The organism is Aeromonas sp. SrichE-2G (assembly GCF_017939565.1).
GTDB lineage: Bacteria > Pseudomonadota > Gammaproteobacteria > Enterobacterales > Aeromonadaceae > Aeromonas > Aeromonas taiwanensis.
Genome location: NZ_JAGKRG010000053.1, coordinates 629311 through 653628 on the forward strand (window position 1 = coordinate 629311; position 24318 = coordinate 653628).

Annotated in this window: 17 protein-coding genes; 10 read left to right on the plus strand and 7 right to left on the minus strand. The window is 61.3% G+C overall.

Features of this window, described 5'->3' with window-relative positions:
• Positions 1-323 precede the first annotated feature (323 nt).
• Positions 324-1982 carry a 2-isopropylmalate synthase gene (leuA, locus tag J9885_RS19290; RefSeq protein ID WP_210550430.1) on the plus strand — a complete coding sequence of 553 codons (1659 nt, stop codon included), beginning with the start codon at positions 324-326 and terminating at the stop codon, positions 1980-1982.
• 67 nt (positions 1983-2049) lie between these two features.
• Here the strand turns inward: leuA and J9885_RS19295 are convergent, their stop codons facing one another.
• Positions 2050-3078 carry a sterol desaturase family protein gene (locus J9885_RS19295; protein WP_210550431.1) on the minus strand — a complete coding sequence of 343 codons (1029 nt, stop codon included), beginning with the start codon at positions 3076-3078 and terminating at the stop codon, positions 2050-2052.
• A 234-nt stretch (positions 3079-3312) separates the two neighbouring features.
• Here J9885_RS19295 and J9885_RS19300 point away from each other — a divergent pair, with 234 nt between their 5' ends.
• Positions 3313-4470, plus strand: coding sequence for a DUF1615 domain-containing protein (locus J9885_RS19300; protein ID WP_210550462.1), 1158 nt, complete (start codon positions 3313-3315; stop codon positions 4468-4470).
• A gap of 64 nt (positions 4471-4534) precedes the next feature.
• Here J9885_RS19300 and J9885_RS19305 read toward each other — a convergent pair whose 3' ends face one another.
• The 4 genes from J9885_RS19305 to J9885_RS19320 all read right to left on the minus strand — a co-directional run bounded on the left by J9885_RS19305 (position 4535) and on the right by J9885_RS19320 (position 7799).
• The gene (locus tag J9885_RS19305; RefSeq protein WP_210550432.1) at positions 4535-5353 is read right to left on the minus strand and encodes an HAD family hydrolase; all 819 of its coding nucleotides are present in this window, start codon (positions 5351-5353) and stop codon (positions 4535-4537) included.
• 17 nt (positions 5354-5370) lie between these two features.
• Positions 5371-5961, minus strand: coding sequence for a hypothetical protein (locus J9885_RS19310; RefSeq protein WP_210550433.1), 591 nt, complete (start codon positions 5959-5961; stop codon positions 5371-5373).
• 69 nt (positions 5962-6030) lie between these two features.
• The gene (locus tag J9885_RS19315; RefSeq protein ID WP_210550434.1) at positions 6031-6657 is read right to left on the minus strand and encodes a topoisomerase DNA-binding C4 zinc finger domain-containing protein; all 627 of its coding nucleotides are present in this window, start codon (positions 6655-6657) and stop codon (positions 6031-6033) included.
• Positions 6658-6878: 221 nt separating this feature from the next.
• On the minus strand, positions 6879-7799 hold the full coding sequence (locus tag J9885_RS19320; protein WP_246877042.1) for a hypothetical protein: 921 nt from the start codon (positions 7797-7799) through the stop codon (positions 6879-6881).
• A gap of 371 nt (positions 7800-8170) precedes the next feature.
• Here J9885_RS19320 and J9885_RS19325 point away from each other — a divergent pair, with 371 nt between their 5' ends.
• From J9885_RS19325 to J9885_RS19345, 5 genes are all read left to right on the plus strand, one after another.
• Entirely contained in the window at positions 8171-8821 is a 651-nt protein-coding gene (locus J9885_RS19325) for a DedA family protein (RefSeq protein ID WP_043759682.1), read from the plus strand.
• A 239-nt stretch (positions 8822-9060) separates the two neighbouring features.
• Positions 9061-10356, plus strand: a complete 1296-nt coding sequence (locus tag J9885_RS19330; RefSeq protein WP_210550436.1) for a DEAD/DEAH box helicase — start codon at positions 9061-9063, stop codon at positions 10354-10356.
• 78 nt (positions 10357-10434) lie between these two features.
• Positions 10435-11073 carry a DUF2913 family protein gene (locus tag J9885_RS19335; protein WP_210550437.1) on the plus strand — a complete coding sequence of 213 codons (639 nt, stop codon included), beginning with the start codon at positions 10435-10437 and terminating at the stop codon, positions 11071-11073.
• Positions 11074-11334: 261 nt separating this feature from the next.
• Complete coding sequence (locus J9885_RS19340) at positions 11335-12375, plus strand: M35 family metallo-endopeptidase (protein ID WP_210550438.1); 1041 nt, start codon at positions 11335-11337, stop codon at positions 12373-12375.
• Between the two features lie 44 nt (positions 12376-12419).
• A complete protein-coding gene (locus J9885_RS19345; RefSeq protein ID WP_043808181.1) occupies positions 12420-12854 on the plus strand; it encodes a hypothetical protein in 435 nt (144 codons plus the stop codon).
• 81 nt (positions 12855-12935) lie between these two features.
• Here the strand turns inward: J9885_RS19345 and J9885_RS19350 are convergent, their stop codons facing one another.
• Positions 12936-14351 (minus strand): FAD-dependent oxidoreductase, encoded by a 1416-nt coding sequence (locus tag J9885_RS19350; protein WP_210550439.1) that lies wholly within the window; start codon positions 14349-14351, stop codon positions 12936-12938.
• 12 nt (positions 14352-14363) lie between these two features.
• Positions 14364-18821, minus strand: coding sequence for a glutamate synthase large subunit (gltB, locus tag J9885_RS19355; RefSeq protein ID WP_210550440.1), 4458 nt, complete (start codon positions 18819-18821; stop codon positions 14364-14366).
• A 612-nt stretch (positions 18822-19433) separates the two neighbouring features.
• Here gltB and J9885_RS19360 point away from each other — a divergent pair.
• The 3 genes from J9885_RS19360 (at position 19434) to J9885_RS19370 (ending at position 24289) form a co-directional block, all read left to right on the plus strand.
• A complete protein-coding gene (locus J9885_RS19360; protein WP_210550441.1) occupies positions 19434-20363 on the plus strand; it encodes a TIGR01212 family radical SAM protein in 930 nt (309 codons plus the stop codon).
• 373 nt (positions 20364-20736) lie between these two features.
• Positions 20737-22881: a type I secretion system permease/ATPase gene (locus J9885_RS19365; RefSeq protein ID WP_210550442.1), complete on the plus strand. Its 2145-nt coding sequence runs from the start codon at positions 20737-20739 to the stop codon at positions 22879-22881.
• The gene (locus J9885_RS19370) at positions 22874-24289 is read left to right on the plus strand and encodes an HlyD family type I secretion periplasmic adaptor subunit (RefSeq protein ID WP_210550443.1); all 1416 of its coding nucleotides are present in this window, start codon (positions 22874-22876) and stop codon (positions 24287-24289) included. Before J9885_RS19365 ends, J9885_RS19370 begins: the two co-directional genes overlap by 8 nt.
• The last annotated feature ends 29 nt before the right edge of the window (positions 24290-24318 follow it).

Here is a 24318-nt window from a genome sequence, read left to right on the forward strand (position 1 = left end):
GCTTAGTTGGCCTATCCAAGTGCAATCTTCGCAATCTCTCGCCCTCCCGGCCTCCCTATACTGGGTGCTCATACAAACAAGGTCGTCTGCACCGACATGCCCCCGGGCCTCCCGGGCACTGTGCGAGAGGATCAGCGCCCGCAGCCCAATCCGGCTGCCGTGGCCGGCCCCGGTGACCGACGGGGGCCACCGGAAAACCGGTCGCGGGGTTACCGCCGCGCGACTCGTCAGGGCCGGCGTTACCGCGTCAACCCGCTTCCCCTCCTTGCCCCGCCCGTTGTCAGTCGCCCGGCGACCCGCATATCAGCCAAGGGAATCAGAATATGAGCTTCGATCATCGCAAATACCGTCGTGCCCCCGTGATCAACCTGGCGGATCGCCAGTGGCCCAACCGGGTGCTGGAGCGGGCGCCGCTCTGGTGTGCCGTGGATCTGCGCGACGGCAACCAGGCGCTGGTCGAGCCCATGACGGTGGCCCAGAAGCTGCAGATGTGGGCGCTGATGACCCACATCGGCTTCAAGCACATCGAGGTGGGCTTCCCTGCGGCCTCCCAGCCTGATTTCGACTTCGTGCGCGAGCTTATCGAGCGAAACCTCATCCCCGATGACGTCACCATCCAGGTGCTGGTGCAGGCCCGGGAAGATCTCATCGCCCGCACCTTCGAGGCCCTCAAGGGGGCGAAGCGTGCCATCGTTCACGTCTACAACTCGGTCAACCCGACCCAGCGCAACTATGTGTTCAACTCAGGAAGGGAAGGGGTCAAGGCTATCGCGGTGCAGGGAGCGCGCTGGGTGCGGGAGTATGCGGCCCGCAATCCGGGCACCGAGTGGAGCTTCCAGTATTCCCCGGAGAGCTTCAGCAGCACCGAGGTGGAGTTCGCCGTCGAGGTGTGTGACGCCGTTATCGACGAGTGGCGCAGCGCTTCCCGTCCCATGATCCTGAACCTGCCCGCCACCGTCGAGGTGAGCACCCCCAACGTGTTTGCGGATCAGGTGGAGTGGTTCTGCCGCCACCTGAAGGCGCGCCCCGAGGTGAGCATCTCCATCCACACCCACAACGATAGAGGCTGCGGGGTGGCCGCCGCCGAGCTGGCGGTGCTGGCGGGGGCGGATCGCATCGAGGGTACCCTGCTCGGCAACGGCGAGCGCACCGGCAACATGGACATCGTTACCATGGCCATGAACCTCTACAGCCAGGGGATCGACCCCGAGCTGGACCTGTCCGACATGGATGCCATCGTCGCCACCGTGGGGGCCTGCACCCAGATTGCCCTGCACCCGCGCCACCCCTATGCCGGCGAGCTGGTCTACACCGCGTTTTCCGGCAGCCACCAGGACGCCATCCGCAAGTCCCTGGCGGCGGAAAAACCGGACCATTACTGGGACGTGGCTTACCTGCCCATCGATCCTGCCGATCTCGGCCGCAGCTATGAGGCGGTGATCCGCATCAACAGCCAGTCCGGCAAGGGAGGGGTGACCTATCTGCTGGAGCGTGACCTCGGTCTGCAACTGCCGCGCTGGCTGCAAATCGACTTCAGCCGCCGGGTTCAAGCCGAGGCGGAGGCCAGCAGCAGCGAGATCAGCCCGGAGCAGATCCGCGCCCTGTTCGAGCAGCACTACCTCGAGCCTGCCCACGGCTATCGCATCGGGCGCTTCCAGCTCGGCCACGACAGCCAGGAGAGCCTGCGCCTGGAGTTGCAGACTCCGGCGGGCACTTTGCAGCTGTGCGGTGAGGGGGAGGGGGCCATCACGGCCCTGGTCAACGGCTGGCAGCGCCAGACCGGCATGCACATCGACGTGCTGGATTACTCCGAGCATGCCCTCACCGCCGGCACCGAATCCCGCGCCGCGGCCTATGTGCTGCTGAGCGTCGAGGGCACCCGCATGTGCGGGGTGGCCGTGGGTCGCGATGTGGTCAATGCCTCCCTGCAGGCGGTGATCAACGGTGCCGCCCAGCATCAGGCCCTGCGCCGTAGCGCCTGAGCTAGCACGTCTCTTCGCCCATAAAAAAACGCCACCGCAAGGTGGCGTTTTTTTATGGCTGTCCGGCTCAATCGGCCAGGGCATTGCGCCCGCGCGGGCGGGGCAGGGCGCGCCACAGCTTGCGCGCCGTCACCAGGAAGGGGCGCAGGATGAGCACGCTCAGGCGGCTGTAGCGCTCGTTGTCCCTGGGACCGACCCCGAAGGAGAGGGGCTCGGGCTGGCTGCTGGTCACATAGAGGGTGCCAAACCACCAGTCCCAGAGGGAGAGGTTGGTGCCGAAGTTGTGGTTGAAGTGGCGGGGATCCCGGCTGTGGTGGATCTGGTGCTGGGCCGGGCTGTTGAAGACGTGCTCGATGACGGGGCCAAACGAGAGCCAGACATGGGTGTGGCGCAGGTTGGCGGCCAGGGAGTTGAACACCAGCACCAGGTAGCTCACCCCAAACAGGGTGTAGGGGCGCACGGTGCCGCCACACAGCCAGTGGAAGGCGCCGGCGTAGAGGGCGAGACAGCTCCCCTTGACCAGCATCTCGCACAGTTTTTCCACCAGATGAATGCGGCTTGCCGTCGGCGGCACCATCACGGTCGCGCTGTGGTGTACCTTGTGAAACTCCCAGAGCCAGCGACTGTGGAAGGCGCGGTGTAGCCAGTAATGCACCAGATCGCTGATGAGAAAGACGCCCAGACCGTAGAGCATCATCAGCCAGCTCGTCTCGGCCAGCCGGGGACGCTCACCCCACAGCCGGGTCAGGGCCGACTGGACATCCTCCGCCTGCAGCAGCCAGGGGTGGAGCAGGGCCAGGATCGGCAGGATCAGCGCCACATGGAGTAGCGCTCGCACCAGATAGTACTGGTAATCGAGCAGGGCCGAGGGGTGCAGCCAGACGGCCCGGCCCCCGAGAAAACCGGCAAAGCTGCGGGCGCCGGGATCCCCCTGGTGACGGCGATGGCGATAGAGCAGGTAGGCGACCGTGCCCGAGATGAGCAGAAAAGGGGCTCCCAGGCGGCCGTTGAGGTCGAGCAATCCGGTGAGGCAGTGCCAGAGCGGCGTGATCAGCCACTGCTGCACGGGGTCAAAGAGAAGGGTCAGTCTGTCCATGGGGTCCATACCGTGAGCGTCCGGGCGGCGGCATTCTAAATGTAAATCACTCTCGATAAAAGCCCGTGTCGTGCTGTTCATCGGCTTGCAAGGGATGCGACAGAGGTTGCTTGAGCGAGGGTGGTGCCGCTGCCATCAGGCTTTAGCCTTGCGGATCAATCCTCTACAATGAGCGACCATTTGCTCGCCTGACGCAGGTCGGGCACAGTCTCTGTACCGGATGCCTTGATGATCATGTCTCTCTCCTCTCATTCTGTTGTCGTGCGCGGGTTGCCGCTGCTCGTCACCTTGCTGCTCGCCGGTTGTGCCAGCGAGCCGCCGGCACCGACCAGCCCGGCGACCCCGGCGGGGCGCCCCATTCCCAAGGCGATGCAGCCACAGAAGCCGGCCGACATGAAGACCCGTATCGTGCGCTTCCTGCCCAAGCAGGTGCCGGACAAGCCGGGCTGGGCCAACGACGTGGTGACCGCCCTCACCACCCAGAACTTGACGGTGAGCGATCACAACGTCTGTACCGTGCTGGCGGTGGCGGAGCAGGAGGCCACCTACCAGGCCGATCCCGTGGTGCCAGGTCTTGGCAAGATAGCCTGGAAGGAGATCAACGCCCGGGCCGGCAAGCTGCTCATCCCCGAGTTCATGGTGCGCACCGCGCTCTCCATCAAGTCCCCGACCGGCAAGTCCTATGCCGAGCGGATCGACAAGCTGCGTACCGAGCGGGAGATGAGCGAGATTTTTGAAGACATGATAGGCACAGTGCCCATGGGCAAGCAGCTCTTTGGCAACATGAACCCGGTGCGTACCGGGGGCCCCATGCAGGTGAGCATCGCCTTTGCCGAGGCCAACGCCCGCGGCTACCCCTATTCCGTGAAGGAGAGCATCCGCCACGAGGTGTTCACCCGTCGCGGCGGCATCTGGTTCGGCACCAGGCACATCTTCGGCTATCCGGCCGACTACCCCGACACCCTCTATCGCTTCGCCGACTTCAATGCGGGCTGGTACGCGAGCCGCAATGCCGCCTTCCAGGCCGCGGTCAGCCGCCTGAGCGGCAAGACCCTGGCGCTGGACGGGGATCTCATTCGCTACAACTCCGACAAGCCCGGCAATACCGAGCTGGCGGTCTACACCCTCGCCAGCCGGGTCAACATGAGCAAGACGGCCATCAGCCAGAGCTTGAAACTGGGGGATAGCAGCGACTTTGCCAAGAGCGACCTCTACCACAGGGTCTTCGCCCTGGCCGACAAGCAGGCGGGCAAGCGGTTGCCCCGCGCCATCCTGCCCGGCATTCAGCTGAAAAGCCCCAAGATCACCCGCAACCTCACCACCGCCTGGTTTGCCAAGCGGGTGGATGAGCGCGAGCAGCGCTGCGTGCAGAAGATGGCGACGATCCGCTGATACCTTTAAACAACAAGGGCGGCCCATTGGCCGCCATTATTTATATCAATACATAATTTAAGAACTATCCCTTTCTTTTAAATAGTCTCAACAAGCCTTTGACTGTGATATCTAGATGACTGCCTTCATCATACAGAGCAGGAACGACATAATCAGCCCTCTCCTCAGAAATGAGTTTTTCAACTTTATCTTGAGTTGATTTTAAAGGCCATTTCTTGTTATCAAAGACTGCTATAGATCTGCCACCTTGATATCTCACCATCTTCATGGAAGGAATGTCTGTATCGCCATCACCAAGATATATCATTCTCTGGAATGGGATATCTCTATCTTGGAGTTCAATGAACTTGTTTACTTCTCCGTTATCCCAGGAGTTATGTATGCCTTTGTTTATTCTAAATAAAAACTGGGTCTTGGTTGTATAGTTTATTGCTTGAGCTGGCCATGTTGCGTAACATTTATCTTCTGAGTAGTGATACTTGCAAGCGTAAATGTCACGAAATTTATTTCCAATGCTAGTCCCCCTGATCATTGCATCAAGACCGCTTGATATGATGTAATGATCTAGTTCTAGGCCAATGCTTTCAGCAAACCTATCAATTCTGTCAAACCATGATTCGACCCCACTGAACAGGGGGATAGATTGTCCATGCATTATTAGTTTTTCTGTACTAAGGACATCAGATTTAAGTATGTTAGCCTTCTCTGCCAGCATGCCAAGATAGGTCAATATTTCATCGCCGTCATCGTGTTTTGCTCTACGCTTCACGCTAGCCCAAAATTCAGGAATATCAGTTATCCCTAATTCGGGCATAACCCCATGCTGGGCACAGTCACCTTCCGCCAAGGTTCCATCGAAATCATAAATTAGTGCGCACTTCATGAATAATCCTCTAAGAGTTAAATCGGCCAGTTTTGTTCAATCCATAATATCTCCCGGCACACTTTATCCTCCATTCTGCTTCTATCAGAGGTAAGTCCGAACTCTTGACCTGAATGAAGATCAAGTACGATATATTCCGCACCCGCCTCTTGAATAGCTTCATGCATTAAATAGCAGATATAATCTGCCCGCTCTCTTGTCATTCTCTGCTTCTCGGTGAAATGGAGCTTGACATGAGTTCTAACGCCATTGATTAATACGCTTAGCTCGGGGTTGCAATGAATTGTTGTGCTATTAAAAACGAAGGACTCCCGCAGTGATGCATACACATCAATTTTCTTACCTGACTGCCATTGAATAAAATTATGAGCTAGGCGTTCAAATTTTATTTTTTTACTAGAGTCCTTTTGCTTTCTAGATATGTCAATCAGGTACGATACATGTCTCTTTTGGCTGAAAAGTGACTTTATAGCGGTTCTAAGTTGCAAGTAGTAATCTTTATAGTGTGCGTAATCACCTCTTAGTGCGATCTGTCTAAGCTTTGTGTGTTTAGGTGAGCCAGTTGCAACAGCAATATTAGTGAAATCTGAAATAGCTAATTCCGGCATACAACATCCTTATTTTAAATATGTGAATTTAGTTATCTGCTCAGGGGCAAGTATTCATTAATTCGATACTTAGTTCTCAATAGGGATCAGGCTGCGGCATTGCGGATAGCCGGGACAGCCCCAGAAGGTATTGCCCTTGGTATCTCCCCGCTTGCTGGTTCTTAGCACCATGGTAGTGCCGCATTTGGGGCAGGCGGGTGCCTGCCCGGCAGAGACTGTTGCTGCTGCACCTTGGTCACTGTCGCTCGCGACCCGCTCCAGCGTGATGCGAACCTCTTCACTGATCCGGATGATCCGCTGGGCTTCGTCATAGGCATCGCGGTACAGCTCGCTGTCATCCGCCCGCCGGATCAGTACCCCCATCTCGTTGTTGTTCACCTGACTGAACTCGTAAAGGTTCAGGCTGGCGATGATGCACATCTCTTCATTGAGGTAGCACTTGGCATGGAGGTTTTTGCAGAAGCTGGTGCGGATATAGGTGAGCTCCTTGAGCCAGCTGATCTCTTCCGGCTGAAGTTCGCTTTTACCATAGACGATACGCACATCGATCTTGAGGCGGTTCTTGTCAGTCAGCAGCTCCTTGATCCTGTCATTGAGCTTGAGGAAGGGGCTGATCAGAATTAGCCGCTCCTTGGCATCCTTTATCAGCTCTTCAAGGAAATAGTTGGTTGCGCTGGTATTCAGAAATTTGGCCATAACAAACTCCCTGTCCTTGGAAATGTCATGTGTTCTCTGGTCACGGTAGGCATCAAGACCGATCTCAATCCTCGGCGTAGCACAGCGTCACAGTCTCCATCGCCGCACCTTGTCCCCATGCTAGGAGATACATGTGGGGCCTGATAGTGGCAATTGGGTCAAATGTGCGCCCAGTCAGAGATTTTGCTTTCGAGGCGGATCATGTCGCCATGCCCCGGGCACTAGAAACTCATCGCCAGCCCGAGGGAGTAGCCGCTGGTGTTGTTGCTGAACATATAGCGGGCCACCAGGCGGGTGCGAGTGACCAGCACCTTGTATTTGCTGCTGTCGAGTTCGATGCCAAGGCCGAGAGAGTTGAGGTTGCTGAAGCCGAGCTGCCCCCGTTGCGCCCCCAGGTATTCGGTTCTTGCCCCCTCCAGCACGTAGCGCAGGGGCCTGTCCAGCAGGGTCCAGTTCCACATGGGGGCGCGGCGGCGCAGGTACAGGCCGAGGTTTTCCGCCTCGGCATGACCCGTGATGCTGTCGGCGGTGCCGGTGAAGCTTTGCAGGTGCTGGTAGGAGTAGCGCAGCTCGGCGTCGATGTCCTGGGACTTGGAGAAGAGCTCGTAGTCGAGCATGAGGGAGCCCCCGAGGCCATAGACATTGAGGGTGCCGCCGTCGAGAAAATCGAGGCTCTTGCCGGTTTTGTGCTTGATCAGGGCCGCCCCGATGCGCAGGTCGCTGGCCACCGTGCCCAGGGTGAAGTTGGCGATGGGGCGCAGCACCAGGTTGCCGCCCTGGCGGTCGCGGTGCAGGTTGAAGTCCCAGCCGATGCCGCCGGTGGCGCTCAGGCTGTTCCACTTGGTGGGAATGGTGCGAGTCTCGTTGCCGTTGGTGAACACGAACTGGGGATCGTAGCGGCTGTATCCCAGGGTGCCCTCCAGGTAGATGGGGAAACTCTCGCTCATGGTGGCGCCGCCGCCGAGCTGGGTGATGGTCAGGGCCGCGCTCTCGTTGGTGCCGCTGCCGATGTCCAGGTTGCTGGCGGTGATGTCCGGCACCACCGTGTAGCTCATCAGGGAGACGACCGCATTGGCGCGTTGCTGCACCAGGCTCTCGTCGCTGGCGTGTGCGCCAGGGCAGAGCAGCCAGAGTCCGGCCATCAGAACGGGGATTGCATGAGAAGAGGGGGGTAGCGCCATACCTAGCTCCATGAGTCTCCCCGTCCACTGGGGAGTCCTCACACTGTAACGTTTTTCGCGGGACTTGACAGCCAGGCCGGGTGTCAACTGACCATAATCTCTGCCTCGTGATGGCCAAGGTTCGCTGCCGGGCATCTGACGAAGGCCCGGGTCGGCCGACCTCGATGCCCTGCCGATGGGCAGAAATAGTGATCATTAATTTATTGTTCAGTTCCCCGGGTGTATAAGAGGCCTCCCATACGAACTTTGGGGTGGTATCAGGGATGGATTACCAGGCGGGGCCTTAGGGTCATCACGACGAATGCGCATTACGTTGATGGGAGTCGCACCAGATGCAGGACATGCTGCTTGCCATATGGCATCAGGATTTTGATCAGCTTATACAAATGCAGGCAATCGGCCTGCTCGTCACCTGCCTGGTGGTGATCCTCTTTCTCGAGTCGAGCTTTGTCTTTTTGCCGTTGCCGGGCGACAGCCTGGTGTTGCTGGCCGGCGGGCTGGTGGGCATGGGGGTGCTGGGGCCCGAGGTGACGCTGCTTTACCTGCCGCTCGCCGCCGGGATAGGCAGCGTGCTCGCCTACTGGCAGGGCCAGGCGCTTCATGGCACCCGCTTCATGGGCCATGTGGAGCGGATGATCCCGGAGGGGAGCCTGCCCCGGGCATCCAGGCTGCTCGATCGCTACGGCTTCTGGGCCATGTTCGTCTCCCGCTTCATCCCCTTCGTCCGGGTGCTGACCCCCATGCTGATGGGGGTGTCACGCCTCAACCTGCTGCGGGTGGCGATGGTCAGCTTCGCCAGCGCCTTCCTCTGGTCCCTGCTGCTCAGCCTGGTTGGCAAGGCCATGATGGCGACCCCGGTCCTGGCCAATCACCACGAGCTGTTGACCAAGTGCCTGCTGATCACCTCCTTTGCACTCTTCATCATCGCCGTGGCCGCCATCGGCATGCGGCTGCTCAAGCGCCCGACCAAGCGGGTGCGCTGACCCCGCTCCTCGGCGGCGCCTTCCCTCGGGCGGGCGCCGCCCATGGAAAAATACAGGCCATTTGAGGCGGCAATCCCGCCGCCTATCTGTTACACTTCGCGCCCGCCATTTTCCGGCTCACTTTCTGACGTGATGTCAGTCCCAGCCGTCCTTGGCCCCAAGCCGCGCCAACGCAGGGCCAGACGCCCGCTCAGGCCACTCACGCCAACTACAGCCCAGCTGGAACACAGGAACCCAAGATGAGATTTGAATCGTTCGATTTTGCCCCCGAGATTTTGCGCGCCATCTCAGATTGCGGTTATCAGGAGATGACCCCTGTGCAGCAGCAAGCCATTCCGGCCGTGCGCCGTGGCCGCGACCTGCTGGCGAGCGCCCAGACCGGGACCGGCAAGACCGCGGCCTTTGCCCTGCCCATCCTGCAACGCCTGGTGGACAATCCGGCGCCGGTGCAGCCCTCCAACGCCCGGGTGCTGATCCTGACCCCGACCCGCGAGCTGGCAGCCCAGGTGGCGAGCAATATCAATGACTTCGCCAAGTATCTGGATATCACCACCTTGACCCTCGTTGGTGGCGGCAAGCAGGACGTGCAGGCCAAGCGGCTAAAAGCGGGCGCTCACATTATCGTGGCTACCCCGGGCCGTCTGCTCGAACACCTCACCGCTTGCAACCTGAGCCTCTCCGGGGTCGAGACCCTGGTGCTGGACGAGGCGGACCGCATCCTCGACATGGGCTTCAGCGCCGATGTGCAGCAGATCCTGCAAGCAGTCAACAAGACCCGTCAGAACCTGCTCTTCTCCGCCACCTTCTCCGAGGCGGTGAAGAAGCTCGCGAACCTGATGCTGGACAAGCCCCAGGTGGTGAGCGTCAACAAGCAGAACTCCACCGCCGACACCGTCAGCCACACCGTCTATCCGGTGGAGCAGAAGCGCAAGCGCGAGCTGCTCTCCGAGCTCATCGGCAAGCAGAACTGGCAGCAGGTGCTGGTGTTTGCCAGCACCCGCGAGAGCTGTGACGAGCTGGTGGAAGAGCTGAACCTCGACGGTATCAAGTCTGCCGTGGTGCACGGTGACAAGGCCCAGGGCAGCCGTCGCCGCGCCCTGCGCGAATTCACCGAAGGCAAGCTGCGGGTGCTGGTGGCCACCGAAGTGGCCGCCCGCGGTCTGGACATCCCGGATCTCGCCTATGTGGTCAACTACGATCTGCCGTTCCTCGCGGAAGACTACGTGCACCGCATCGGCCGTACCGGCCGCGCCGGCAAGAGCGGCATGGCCATCTCCTTCGTCAGCCGCGAGGAGGAGCGCACCCTGCTGGAGATCGAGGCCCTCATCGGCCAGAAGATCCGCCGCATCATGGTGCCGGGCTACGAGGTGAGCAGCCGCGACGACCTGATCAAGCAGCTGCAGGAGCGCCGCCGTTTCGGCAAGCGCCCGGAGCGCGCCGACAATGCCGCCGCTCAGGCCATGGCCGAGTCGAAGCTGCAGGGTCAGCGCCTCAAGCGCCTGGCGGCCGCCAAGAAGCCCCGCCAGCCGAAGTAAGCGCGCCGGGCCACCCCATTGCACTGCAAAGGCGCCACCGGCGCCTTTGCCATCTCTGTCATCACGCGAGGATCCGCCATGACCCTTCCCACCTACAACCAGGCCCTGTTTGACATGGCCAGCCAGAGCCTGGCCGAGCTGGCCCGCACTGCCGCCCAGAAGAGCGGCAAGCGCACCCCGGCCCAGGAGAGCCACTTCCTCTGCACCTGGATGGCGGACTCCCTCAAGGAGAAGCGCTTCTCCCGGCTGGTGATGGAGGACTTGAAGGCGTGGGTGCAACTGGGCCGCACCCTGGGGGCTGGCGCCGATCTCAAGGGGCTGCTCGAGCGCATCGTCAGCCAGTATGAGCGCGCCATGGCCGAGCCCGTGCAGCTGGGGGCCCGGCTGGCCGACCTGCTGGCAGAGCTGGAGGCGGCGGGCTGGCTGGTGCTGACCACCAGCGAGGTGAACGCCAAGCTGCGCCTGCAATCCGGTGGCCAGTCGAGCCTCATCATCAGTGCCAGCGAGTATCAGGGCCACATCGAGGCGGGCGAGCTGGTCAAGCCGCTCACCCTCTATGTGCGCGGTGACGAGCGGGTGCTGGCCGAGGCGGCCTTCGCCCGCGGCCTGCTGCTGAGCCAGGGCAACAAGAAGACCAGCCTCGTCAAGCACCACAAGAGTTATCGCGTGATGCCGGGCAACGAGCAGCCGGCCCTGGCGCTGCTGGCGGGCGCCTGATCCCGGTCGCCACCCGGCATGACCTTCACTACCCGGCCCAGTGCCGGGTTTTTTATGGATGCTCGCCGGTGGCAGGAGGGCGCCATGATGCAGCGCCAAGGGGGCAGCTTTTGTCGTAGCCGGGGAAGGCCCCCTCTGATGGGGGGCGTCCCCCATATGGAGGGGGGGAGGCGCCGTGCTTCTGCTCTAGGGTGGATGGGCCCCGAAGAGGGCCACATGGAAGCAAACCGCCTGATGGCGCCACTCAATGAATGAGGAAAAATGATGAAAGCGACTCCCCTTGCCCTGCTGCTGGCCGGCGTGCTGGCCTCTCCGCTCTGCGCCGCAGGGCTTGACGCCCGGCTCACCCTGGTGGATGGCAGCACCGACGACGTGCGCGTCAACCTGACCCTGACCAACACCGGGGACAAGCCGGTCCGTCTGCTCAAATGGCAACTGCCGGGCAGCGAGGATGCCCCCCTGTTCCTGGTGGAGCGGGATGGCCAGAAGGTGGGCTACGAGGGTGCCCTGATCAAGCGGGCGGCCCCGACCGACAAGGACTTCCAGCTGCTCAAGGCCGGCCAGAGCCTGACGGTGCAGGCGGAGGTCTCCGGTCTCTACGACATGAGTGCCCAGGGGCAGTACAGCATCCGCTACCTGCTGCCGACCGTGCCGCAGGAAGGCAAGGCCGCCAAGGCCGAGCAGGCCCAGGCGAGCGAGTCCAATGCGGTGACCCTCTGGGTGGAAGGGGTGAACGATGACAGGATACAGGCCAAGGTTGCCGTCTCCGAGCCCCAGGCGGTGACCGCCTCGGTCAGCTTCAGCGGCCGCTGCACCAACACCCAGAAGAGCGACATCCTGGCGGCGCTGGATGCGGCCAGCAGCATCACCAACAACGCCAGCAGCTATCTGGCGGTGGACAAGCCGAGCGGCCAGCGCTATCGCAGCTGGTTTGGTGCCTATGATTCCTCCCGCTGGGATCAGGCCGAGACCCACTTCAGCAAGATCAAGGATGCCATCGACAACAAGCCGCTCACCTTCGACTGCGGTTGCAAGCAGAGCTATTTCGCCTATGTCTATCCGGATCAGCCCTACAAGGTCTATCTGTGCAAGAGCTTCTGGACCGCACCCGTCAACGGGACCGATTCCCGCGCCGGCACCATAGTCCACGAGCTCAGCCACTTCAACGTGGTGGCGGGCACCGACGATCTGGGGTACGGTCAGGCCAATGCCCGCAACCTGGCGAGCACGGATCCCCAGAAGGCGCTGAACAACGCCGACAACCACGAGTATTTCGCCGAGAATACCCCGAGCGAAAACTGAGTCACGAACAGGGGCCCCAGGGCCCCTTTTTTGATGGAGGCACCATGATGACACTCCTGCTCACCACCCTGGCGCTGGCCCCCCTGCAGTGCGAACTGTCGGTCAAGGCCGAGAGCGGGGTGAACGAGCCCCTGCCCCTGGTGATGACCCTGACCAACCGGGGGGAGGGGGCGCTGCAGGTCCTGACCTGGTTCACCCCCTTCGAGGGCTGGTTTGCCGATGCCATCGAGCTGCAGCGCGATGGCAGGCCTGTGCCCTACAAGGGGCCCCTGGCCAAGCGCGGCGCGCCCGGGGCCGACGACTTCCTCCTGCTGGAGCAGGGCAGGCAGGAGAGGGCGGATGCGGATCTGACCCTGGTCTACGATCTGTCGCAGCCGGGCCACTATCGGCTCAACTACCGCCCCCTGCCGCTGGCCCTGACCGAGGGAGTGGCGCCCAGCTGCCCTACGGTGAACTTTACCCGGGTGGCTACACCCTGAGGCTGTTGACTATCAGCCAGAAAAAAACAGCCCCGCATAAGCGGGGCTGTTTGTTGGTTGGTACAGATCAGGGATGGCGGGTTACACGGCCAGATAGTCCATGATCCCTTCGGCCGCCTTGCGACCCTCGTAGATGGCGGTCACCACCAGATCCGAGCCGCGCACCGCGTCACCACCGGCAAACACCTTGGGGTTGCTGGTCTGGAAGGCGTACTCGGCCTTCTCCGGTGCCTTGATACGATCCCGGCTGTCGAGCTCGACCCCGTGCTCTGCCATCCAGGGCTGGGGGTTGGGCTGGAAGCCGAACGCCATCACCACCGCATCGGCGGGCAACACCTGCTCTGAGCCTTCGATCACGACAGGATTGCGTCGGCCATTGGCATCGGGCTCACCGAGCGCGGTGCTCACCACCTTGATGCCGCAGGTACGGCCATGGGCGTCCAGCTCCACGCCGATGGGCTGGAGGTTGAACATAAATTCCACCCCTTCCTCCTGGGCGTTCTTCACCTCCCGCTTGGAGCCCGGCATGTTCTCGGCATCCCGGCGGTAGGCACAGATCACCCGATCGGCCCCCTGACGGATGGCGGTGCGCACGCAGTCCATGGCGGTGTCACCGCCCCCCAGCACCACCACCTGCTTGCCGGCGAAGTCGATGTAGTCGGCTTGCGCCTTCTCGAAGCCCAGCAAGCGGTTCGCGTTGGAGATGAGGTAGGGCAGGGCGTCGTAGACCCCCGGCGCCTCTTCGTTGGCAAAGCCGCCCTTCATATATTTGTAGGTGCCGACCCCGAGGAAGACTGCATCGAACTCGCCGAGCAGGTCGGCGAAGGTGACGTCACGGCCCACTTCGGTCTCGAGGCGAAATTCCACCCCCATCCCCTCGAAGATCTCGCGACGGCGCTGCATCACTTCCTTTTCCAGCTTGAAGGAGGGAATGCCGAAGGTGAGCAGGCCACCTATCTCCGGGTATTTGTCGAACACTACCGGGGTCACGCCGTTGCGTGCCAGCACGTCGGCGCAGGCAAGGCCGGCCGGGCCTGCACCGATGACGGCGACCCGCTTGCCGGTCTTGACCACCTTGGAGAGGTCCGGGCGCCAGCCCATCTCGAACGCCTTGTCAGTGATGTATTTTTCGATGTTGCCTATGGTCACGGCACCGAATCTGTCGTTGAGGGTGCAGGCACCCTCGCACAGACGATCCTGCGGGCAGACGCGGCCGCACACCTCCGGCAGGCTGTTCGTCTGGTGGGAGAGTTCCACCGCCTCCAGGATGCGCCCCTCGTTGGCCAGTTTCAGCCAGTTGGGGATGTAGTTGTGGACCGGACACTTCCACTCGCAATAGGGGTTGCCGCAGTCGAGGCAGCGATCCGCCTGCATGCCGACCTGGGCCTGGTTGAAGGGCTCGTAGATCTCCACAAACTGGATTTTGCGGATCTTGAGCGGCTTCTTGGGCGGGTCGACCCGCTGGACATCGATAAACTGGAATACGTTCTGGCTCATAGGGTTCCCTCCTTATTGCGCCTGGATTCTGAGTTCTGCACTGGAACGGCTGGTGTGGCCCAAGAGGGACTTGACGTCGCTGGACTTGGGTTTGATCAGCCTGAACTTGGGCACATAGGAGTCGAAGTTGGCCAGGATCTCCTCGGCGCGCGAGCTGCCGGTTTCGTTGAGGTGCGCCGTGATGATGCCGCGCAGGTGCTCCTGGTGGATGGCGAGATCCGCCACCTCCAGCAGCTCGACCAGCTCGGGGTTGGTGCGCTTGGCGAAGCTGCCGCACTCGTCGAGCACGTAGGCAAAGCCGCCTGTCATGCCCGCCGCGAAGTTGACGCCGGTCTCGCCGAGCACGGTGACGATACCGCCTGTCATGTATTCACAGCCGTTGTCGCCAATCCCCTCGACCACAGCGAGGGCCCCTGAGTTGCGCACCGCGAAGCGCTCGCCGGCGGTGCCGGCCGCATAGAGCTTGCCGCCGGTGGCGCCGTAGAGGCAGGTGTTGCCGATGATGGCCGCCTCGTGGGACTTGAACGCCACGCCGACGTGGGGCTTGATCACCAGCTTGCCGCCGGTCATCCCCTTGCCCACGTAGTCGTTGGCATCCCCGGTGAGGATCATCTCAAGACCGCCCGCGTTCCAGACGCCGAAGCTCTGGCCTGCGGTGCCGTTGAAGTGAACCCGAACCGGATCCGCCGCCATGCCCTGGTTGCCATGGCGTTTCACTATCTCGCCGGAGAGGCGCGCACCCACGGAGCGGTCGGTGTTGCGGATGTCGTAGCGGAACTCGCCGCCACTCATGTTCTCGACGGCCTCCAGCAGGTCTTCCACCATCTTGAGGTTGAGCGGCCCCTTGTCGAAGGTGGGGTTGTGCTGCTGGCTGAACAGGCTGGAGCCTTCCGGTGCCACCGGGCGGGCCAGCACGCCGGACAAGTCCAGCTTGGCCTGACGGGCGGTGAGGCCGGGCAGGGCTGCCAGCAGGTCGGTGCGACCGATGAGGTCGGTCAGCTGGGTGACCCCGAGTTCGGCCATCAACTCGCGGGTCTCTTCGGCGATGAACTTGAAGTAGTTCATCACCATCTCCGGCAGGCCGGTGAAGTGCTCGCGACGCAGCTTCTCATCCTGGGTGGCGACGCCGGTGGCGCAGTTGTTCAGGTGGCAGATACGCAGGTATTTGCAGCCGAGCGCCACCATGGGGCCGGTGCCGAAGCCGAAGCTCTCGGCGCCGAGGATGGCCGCCTTGATGATGTCCAGACCCGTTTTGAGACCGCCGTCCACCTGCAGGCGCACCTTGTGGCGCAGGCCGTTGGCGACCAGGGCCTGCTGGGTTTCGGCCAGGCCCAGTTCCCAGGGGGAGCCGGCGTATTTGACCGAGGTGAGGGGGCTTGCACCTGTGCCGCCGTCGTAGCCGGAGACGGTGATGAAGTCCGCATAGGCCTTGGCCACGCCGCAGGCGATGGTGCCGACGCCGGGCTCGGAGACCAGCTTGACCGACACCAGGCAGTTCGGGTTGATCTGCTTGATGTCGAAGATGAGCTGGGCCAGATCCTCGATGGAGTAGATGTCGTGATGCGGCGGCGGCGAGATCAGGGTTACGCCGGGCACGGAGTAACGCAGCTTGGCTATCTGGGCCGTCACCTTGTCACCGGGCAGCTGGCCACCTTCGCCGGGCTTGGCGCCCTGGGCCACTTTGATCTGCACCACATCGGCGTTCATCAGGTAGTGGGGGGTGACGCCGAAGCGACCCGATGCCACCTGCTTGATGCGGGAGTTCTTCTCGGTGCCGAAGCGCTTGGGATCTTCGCCACCTTCGCCGGAGTTGCTCTGACCGCCGAGGCGGTTCATGGCGATGGCCAGGGCCTCGTGGGCTTCCGGGCCCAGGGCGCCGATGGACATGGCGGCGGAGTCGAAGCGGGGGAACAGCCTGGCCGCGGGCTCGACCTGATCCAGCGCGACCGGTGTGGTCTCTTTCTTGAGCACCAGCAGATCGCGCAGGGTGGCGACCGGGCGCTCGTTCACGAGACGGGCGTACTCCTTGTAGTCGGCATAGTTGCCGGAGCGCACCGCCACTTGCAGGGTCTGCACCACGTCCGGGTTGTAGGTGTGGTATTCGCCGCCGTGGACGAACTTGAGCAGCCCGCCCTGGGCCAGCGGCTTGCGACCGAGCCAGGCCAGGCGAGCCAGGTTCACCTGATCCTGCTGGATGTCGACAAAATCGGCACCCTGGATGCGGCTCGATACGCCGCGGAAGCAGAGCTCGACCACGGCGCTGGAGAGGCCCACGGCCTCGAACAGCTGGGAGCAGCGGTAGCTTGCCACCGTGCTGATGCCCATCTTGGACATCACCTTGTAGAGGCCCTTGTTGATGCCGTTGCGGTAGTTGAGCATGGCCTGGCGCAGGCTCATCTTCAGCACCCCTTCCTCGACCTGTTTGGCGAGGGTCTCGTAGGCGAGATAGGGGTAGATGGCGGTGGCACCAAAGCCCAGCAGGACCGCGAAGTGGTGCGGGTCGCGTACGCTCGCGGTCTCCACCAGGATGTTGGCGTCACAGCGCAGGTTGTTGTCCACCAGGGTGCGCTGCACCGCCCCCACCGCCATGGCGGCCGGGATGGGCAGGGTCTCGGGGTGGATGTCCCGGTCCGACAGCACGATCAGCACGGTGCCGCTGCGGGCCGCTTCGGCCGCCTCGTTGCACAGGCGCTCGAGGGCCGCCTGCAGTCCCTCTTCGGGCAGGTAGTTGAGGCTCAGCACCGCATGGCGATAGTGCTCCCCTTCCAGGGCCAGCAACTGGTGGAAGTCGGAGTAGAGCAGGATCGGTGACTGGAACAGCACCCGGTGGGCGTGACCGAAGGTCTCGTTGAACACGTTCTGCTCGCGGCCGATACAGGTGGCCAGGGACATGACGTGGTTTTCCCGCAGCGGATCGATGGGCGGGTTGGTCACCTGGGCGAACATCTGGCGGAAGTAGTCGTACAGAGTGCGCTGGCTGGAGGAGAGCACCGCCATGGGGGTGTCGTCCCCCATGGAGCCCACCGCCTCCTGGCCGTTTTCGCCGAGCACGCGGATCACCTGATCCAGCTCCTCGTAGGAGTAGCCGAACAGCTTCTGATAGGTCTTGAGGCGGTCGTCCGGGAATTCGCGGGAGCCTGTGCTGGCGTCGTCCATCTGCTCGAACGGCACCAGACGCTTGCAGTGCTTGTCCATCCACTGCTTGTAGGTGTGGCGGCTCTTGAGGTCGTCGTCGATCTCGAAGCTGGTCCAGATCTTGCCGTTGCTGGTATCCACCACGAACAGCTCGCCCGGGCCGACGCGGCCCTTCTCCAGCACCTCGTCCGGGGTGTAGTCCCAGGTGCCGACCTCGGAGGCGAGCGTGATGAACTTGTCCTTGGTGATGACGTAGCGGGCGGGGCGCAGGCCATTGCGGTCGAGCGCGCAGGTGGCGTAGCGACCGTCGGTCATGACGATGCCGGCCGGGCCATCCCAGGGCTCCATGTGCATGGAGTTGAAGTCGTAGAAGGCGCGCAGGTCGTCATCCATGTTCGGATGCTTCTGCCACGCAGGCGGGATCAGGAGGCGCATGGCACGGAACAGGTCCATGCCGCCAGCCAGGAAGAGATCCAGCATGTTGTCGAGGCTGGAGGAGTCCGACCCCGTGGTGTTGACGAAGGGGGCAGCTTCCTGCAGATCCGGGATGAGCGGGGTCGCGAACTTGTAGCTGCGCGCCTTGGCCCACTGGCGGTTGCCGGCGATGGTGTTGATCTCGCCGTTGTGGGCGAGGTAGCGGAACGGTTGTGCCAGCGGCCAGCGCGGGCTGGTGTTGGTGGAGAAGCGCTGGTGGAAGACGCAGATGGCCGCCTGCATGCGGATGTCGGCGAGATCCAGATAGAAGCGCGGCAGGTCCACCGGCATGCACAGTCCTTTATAGACGGTGACCAGATTGGAGAGGCTGACCACATAGAAGTAGTCGTCGCTGATGCGTTTCTCGATACGGCGGCGAACGATGTAGAGACGGCGCTCGAGATCCTTGTCGACCCAGCCCGGGGGCGCGTTGACAAAGACCTGTTCAATGCTGGGTAGAGAAGCCTTGGCGATGGAGCCGAGTACATTGGTATCGATGGGCACCTTGCGCCAACCGACCAGACTCAGGGTCTCCTTTTCCAGCTCCTCGTCGATGATGTCGCGCGTGGCCTGGGCCAGGATGGGATCGGGGTTGAGGAACAGCATGCCGACCGCATAGTTGCGGCCAAGGTGCCATCCCTTCTCTTCGGCGACCGCTCTAAAGAAGCTGTCGGGTTTTTGCAGCAACAGGCCGCAGCCGTCGCCGGTCTTGCCGTCGGCGGAGATGCCGCCGCGGTGCTGCATGCGAGCCAAGGCTGACATCGCGAGACGGACAAGCTTGTGGCTGGCTTCCCCTTCCATGTGGGCCAACAGGCCGAAGCCACAGTTATCCCTCTCCAGCTTTGGATCATATAGTGACATTGCATTTCTCCCTTGCTCGGCCTTCCATCGCACTGTCATCAACAGACTGCATAAATTGCGATTGGCTCTTGTGGTTCCGTCCGCCTGAGGTGGCGAATCTCCAAACTAATGGGATTTTTCGGCAAGGTCAATTGGACATCCCGCCTGTTTGCAATGTTACATCGCCATAACAAAATGTGGGTTTCAGAGACTCGATTAGGATTTTTATGTATTTAATGCTGTGTATTCGTTTCTTGTTAGTCATATCGGCTGTTATTGGTGGCTTTGATGGTTGAGTGCTTCGCGGCGGGAAACTGTAGTAATTTTACAAATCCATGCGGCCTGGGTCCGACAGGGATCACATTTCAGGATCCTGCACCTTGCATTTGCCCAGATGCGGGCTAATAAGGATTTTTTCATTTTGAACAGATGCTTATAGGTTGGTTGCACTTTCTTTTTCCGTTCGGTGTGGCGCTTCGCTAGTTTCCAAAAGTAGCCATAAATGCCTTCTATTGGGTATTTATCCTGTCTGATTTGAATATTTATATGGTTTTGGGGGAGGGGGAGCCTTGATCCAGCGCAGCCTGTCAGGGGACCCGTCCCGGTAAAATGGCGTCTCATTTCGGAGGTGTCATGCAGTTACACGAACTCATCAATACGTTTGGCCAGGATCTCAAGCAGCGTCACGGCCAGAAGATCCACAAACTCTCCATTCACGGCGCCTTCACCTGCCCCAACCGGGACGGTACCCTGGGGCGCGGCGGCTGCACCTTCTGCAATGTCTCCTCCTTCGCCGACGAGTCGGCCCAGCAACTCTCCGTGGTGCAGCAACTGCTGGCGCGCCGGGACGAGGTGACCCGTGCCAGGCGCTATCTCGCCTATTTCCAGGCCTACACCAGCACCTACGCCGAGGTGGAGTACCTGCAGCGCATGTATGAGGAGGCGCTGTCGGTCAGCGACATGGTGGGGCTCTGTGTGGGGACTCGCCCCGATTGTGTGCCGGACGCGGTGCTCGACCTCCTGGCCGGCTATCAGGCCCGGGGCTATGAGGTGTGGCTGGAGCTCGGGCTGCAGAGCGCGAGCGACAAGACCCTTGCCCGTATCAACCGGGGCCATGGCTATGCCGCCTACGCCGATGCGGTACGGCGAGCCCATCTGCGTGGCATCAAGGTGTGTGTGCACCTGATCGTCGGCTTGCCCGGTGAAGTGCCCATGGACAGTCTGGAGACCCTGCATCGGGTCGTGGAAACCGGGGTGGAGGGCATCAAGCTACACCCGCTCCACGTGGTGCAGGGCAGCACCCTTGGCAAGGCGTGGCAGGCGGGCAGGCTGGAGGTGCTGACCCAGGAGCAGTATGTGGAGGCGGCGGTCGCCATGATCCAGCACACGCCTCCCGAGGTGGTCTATCACCGCGTGTCGGCCTCGGCGCGCCGACCGACCCTGCTGGCCCCCGCCTGGTGCGAGAATCGCTGGACCGCCATGGCGGCGATCGCCGCCGAACTGGCTCGTTCCGGCTCCCAGGGGCAGCGACTGGGGCGCCCCTTCACCCTCTCCGCTGCATGAACAGCAGCTCTAATTTCATTAAAAAAACAGAGGGTTATTAGATGATTTTCAGTCTTTGCAGTATAGTTTCGTGCAAGTCGCCTTGATAAGATGGTCGGCTTAAAAAGATATGGTTATCAATAACTCTTTGCCCTTGATGTGCCGTGCGAGCCTGTTTCGCACGCAGTGGCAGGTTCTTTGACGACACCGCGAGCCCAGCCCCCTTCCCGGCATGAAAACAGGTGAGTCTGGCTATGGCATGCCATCTCAATGCCCGGTGCGCTGACGGGGCTGTCGGTGTATGGCGGGGCCTGCCCTATGTGCATGGAACGCTGCACGGTGCCGGGAGAGGATGCCAGTGACCACCTTCTGAATCATGTTTTGATGGGATGCTATGCAAGCTGAAACCAGCCATATAGATGAGCTATTGGAGTGCCTGGTCTTTTTGACCCGTTTTTATGGGGTGCCCAATAGCCAGGATGCTCTCACCACGGGCTTGCCACTGGTCTCGGGTCGTCTGAGTACGGCCCTCTTCAGCCGCGCCGCCGAGCGTGGTGGTCTCTCCGCCCGGGAGGTGATCCAGCCCCTCGAACAGATCTCTCCCCTGCTGTTGCCCTGTGTGCTGCAGACGCGCAATGGCGGAGCCTGCATCCTGCTGGAATGGAATGAAGACCGCAGCCAGGCCAAGGTCATCTTCCCCCAGGCAGGGGATGCGGCCCAATGGGTCAGCACTGCCCAGCTTGGTGACGAATACAGTGGCCGGTTGTTTTACGTCAAGCGGCAGTTCAAGTTCGACGAGCGTTCTCCCAAGGTGCTGGAGACCCGTGATGGTCACTGGTTCTGGAGCACGCTGTTCGAGTCCCGCGGCATCTACCGTGATGTGCTGGTGGCGTCCATTCTCATCAATCTGTTCGCCATCGCCAGCCCCCTGTTCACCATGAACGTGTACGACAAGATAGTGCCGAACCTGGCGTTCGACTCCCTCTGGGTGTTGGCCGTCGGGGCCATGGTGGTCTTTACGTTTGACTTCGTGATGCGCCAGCTGCGCAGCTATTTCATCGACATCGCCGGCAAGAAATCCGATGTGCTGCTGTCGGCCAAGATCTTCGCCAAGGTGATGGGGATGAAGATGGAGTCCCGCCCGGCATCGACAGGCGCATTTGCCAAGCACCTGCAGGAGTTTGAGTCCGTGCGGGAGTTCTTCACCTCGGCCACCGTCTCCACCCTGATCGATCTGCCGTTTGCCATCTTCTTCCTGTTTATCATCTGGATCTTCGCGGGCGTCATGGTGGTGGTGCCCATCGTCGCCATCCTGATCCTGGTGGCCTACAGCTTCTACATCCAGGCGCCGCTCAAGCAGTCCATCGAGGAGGGATCCCGCCTCGCCTCCCAGAAGAATGCGAACCTGATCGAGAGCATCTCGGGCCTCGAAACGGTGAAGATCTTCGGGGCCGAGAGCATGTTCCAGCACCGGTGGGAGCAGGCGGTGTCACACATTTCGACCTGGGGTGTTCAAACCCGGCGCATTACCAACTCCATGTCGTCGCTCGCGAGCTATATCCAGCAGGTGGTGACAGTGGGGCTGGTCATCGTCGGCGTCTACCAGATCTCGGAGGGGTTGGTGACCATGGGGGGCATGATCGCGGCCGTCATGTTATCCAGCCGCGCCATCGCTCCCATGGTGCAGCTCTCCGTGCTCTCGACCCGCTACAACCAGGCCAAGTCTGCTCTGGAGATCCTGGAGAAAATCATGATGACCCCAGGGGAACAGGAGGAGGGCAGGCAGTACATCCACCACCCCGTGATCCAGGGCCGTATCGAGTTCGAAAACGTCTCCTTCAAGTATCCGGGCATGGAGAGCAGCACCCTGCACAACATCAACCTGCGTATCAAGCCGGGCGAGAAGGTTGCCATCATCGGTCGGATAGGGGCGGGCAAGACTACCCTCGAAAAACTGCTGATGGGGCTCTATCGCCCGACGGACGGCCTGGTGCGCCTGGACGGGTTCGAGCTGGATCAGCTGCCACCGACCGCCATTCGCCGTAACATCGGCTGCGTGCCGCAGGATGTGACCCTCTTCTTTGGCTCGGTACGTGACAACATCATGCTGGGCAATCCCCTGGTGGACGATACCCGGGTGTTGCGCGCCGCCAAACGGGCAGGGGTGACCAACTTCACCAACCGGGATCCCAATGGTCTCGACAGACAGATTGGCGAGGGGGGGCGTCAGCTCTCCGGTGGTCAGCGACAGGCCATCCTGCTGGCCCGTGCCCTGCTCAACGATCCGCCCATCCTGGTGATGGATGAGCCCACTTCCAACATGGACAACCAGTCAGAGATGCACGTCAAGCAGGAGCTGGCACGGCTCGGGCCAGAGACTACCCTGATCCTCATCACCCACAAGACCTCCATGCTGGACGTCGCCTCCCGGGTCATCGTCGTGGAGCAGGGGAAAATCGTGGCGGACGGTCCCAAGGAGGCGGTGCTGCAACAGTTGAAGGAAGGCAAGGTGCGGGTGCAGGAGACGGCTAATGGCTAGCAACTGGTTCAAGAAGGGGAGCCCCGACACCGTCTTGCCCGCACCCGAACACCTAGAGTTCGTGGACGACGGTGCCGCCGCCGTCCTGCTGACGACGCCGACCCGTGCCAGGGTACTGCTCTGGGCCTGCTTCCTGTTTTTCATGAGTGCCATCGTCTGGGCCGCCTGGGCCGAGCTTGATGAAGTCACCGTTGGCCAGGGCAAGGTGATCCCGTCGCGTCAGCTACAGGTGATCCAGAACCTGGAGGGGGGGATCGTCAAGGAGATCTTCGTCAAGGAAGGGGACATCGTCGAGAAGGGACAGCCTCTGCTGCGCATTGACGACACCCGTTTCAAGTCCGATTTTCGCGAGCGGGAGCAGGAGCTGGTCACCCTCAAGGGGGATATTGCCCGCCTGCGCGCCGAGATCCGCAGCGTGGTGGTCAAGAACGAACCCAACCTGGGCTGGCGTGAGCAGGTCGTCATCGACAAGCAGGCCATCGACTTCCCCGAGGGGTACGAGAACGTGTTTGCCGAATATGCTGCCCGTGAAAGATCGGTGCAGGAGGCGCGGCTCAACAATCTGAAGAACCAGCTCTATATCCTGGGGCAGCAGATCGAGCAGAAAGAGCAGGAGACGATCGAACTCAACGCCAAGATCAGGACCGTGAGCCGCAGCGTGGATCTCGCACGTCAGGAACTGAACATCAGTCGCCCCCTAGCAAAAGAGGGTATAGTTCCCCAAGTGGAGCTTATAAAGCTGGAGCGGCAGGTGAACGAGATGCAGGGAGAGCTGGAGGCGAATCGCCTGCTGGTGCCCAAGCTCAACTCCGTGCTGCGGGAGACCATCTCCAAGCGCAACGATATCGCCCTGAAATTCAGGGCCGACTCCCAGACCGAGCTCAATGAGCGTCAGGGCAAGTTGAGCCAGCTGTCCGAGGGGCAGGTTGGCCTGCGAGACAGGGTCGATAGAACCAGCGTGATAGCGCCTCTCAAAGGCACCATCAAGAAGCTCAAGATCAATACCCTGGGAGGGGTTGTCCAGCCGGGCATGGACCTGATGGAGATAGTGCCGCTGGAGGACACCCTGCTGGTGGAGGCCAAGGTATCACCCAAGGACATTGCGTTCCTGAGACCCGGATTGGAGGCAGTGGTCAAGATAACCGCTTATGATTTCACTGTTTATGGAGGTTTACATGGAAAGGTTGAACAGATAAGCGCCGACTCTATCCAGGATGAGGAGGGCAATTCCTTCTATCTGGTGCGAGTACGAACCGAGAAGAGTTATCTGGGCGATGAGCTTAACGCACTTCCCATCATCCCCGGTATGTTAGCCAGTGCAGATATCATTACTGGTAAAAAAAGTGTCCTAGACTACTTGCTGAAACCCATCTTGAGGGCTAAGCAGTCGGCACTGAGAGAACGATAAGCCAACAATCAAAAAACAACATGACTGGA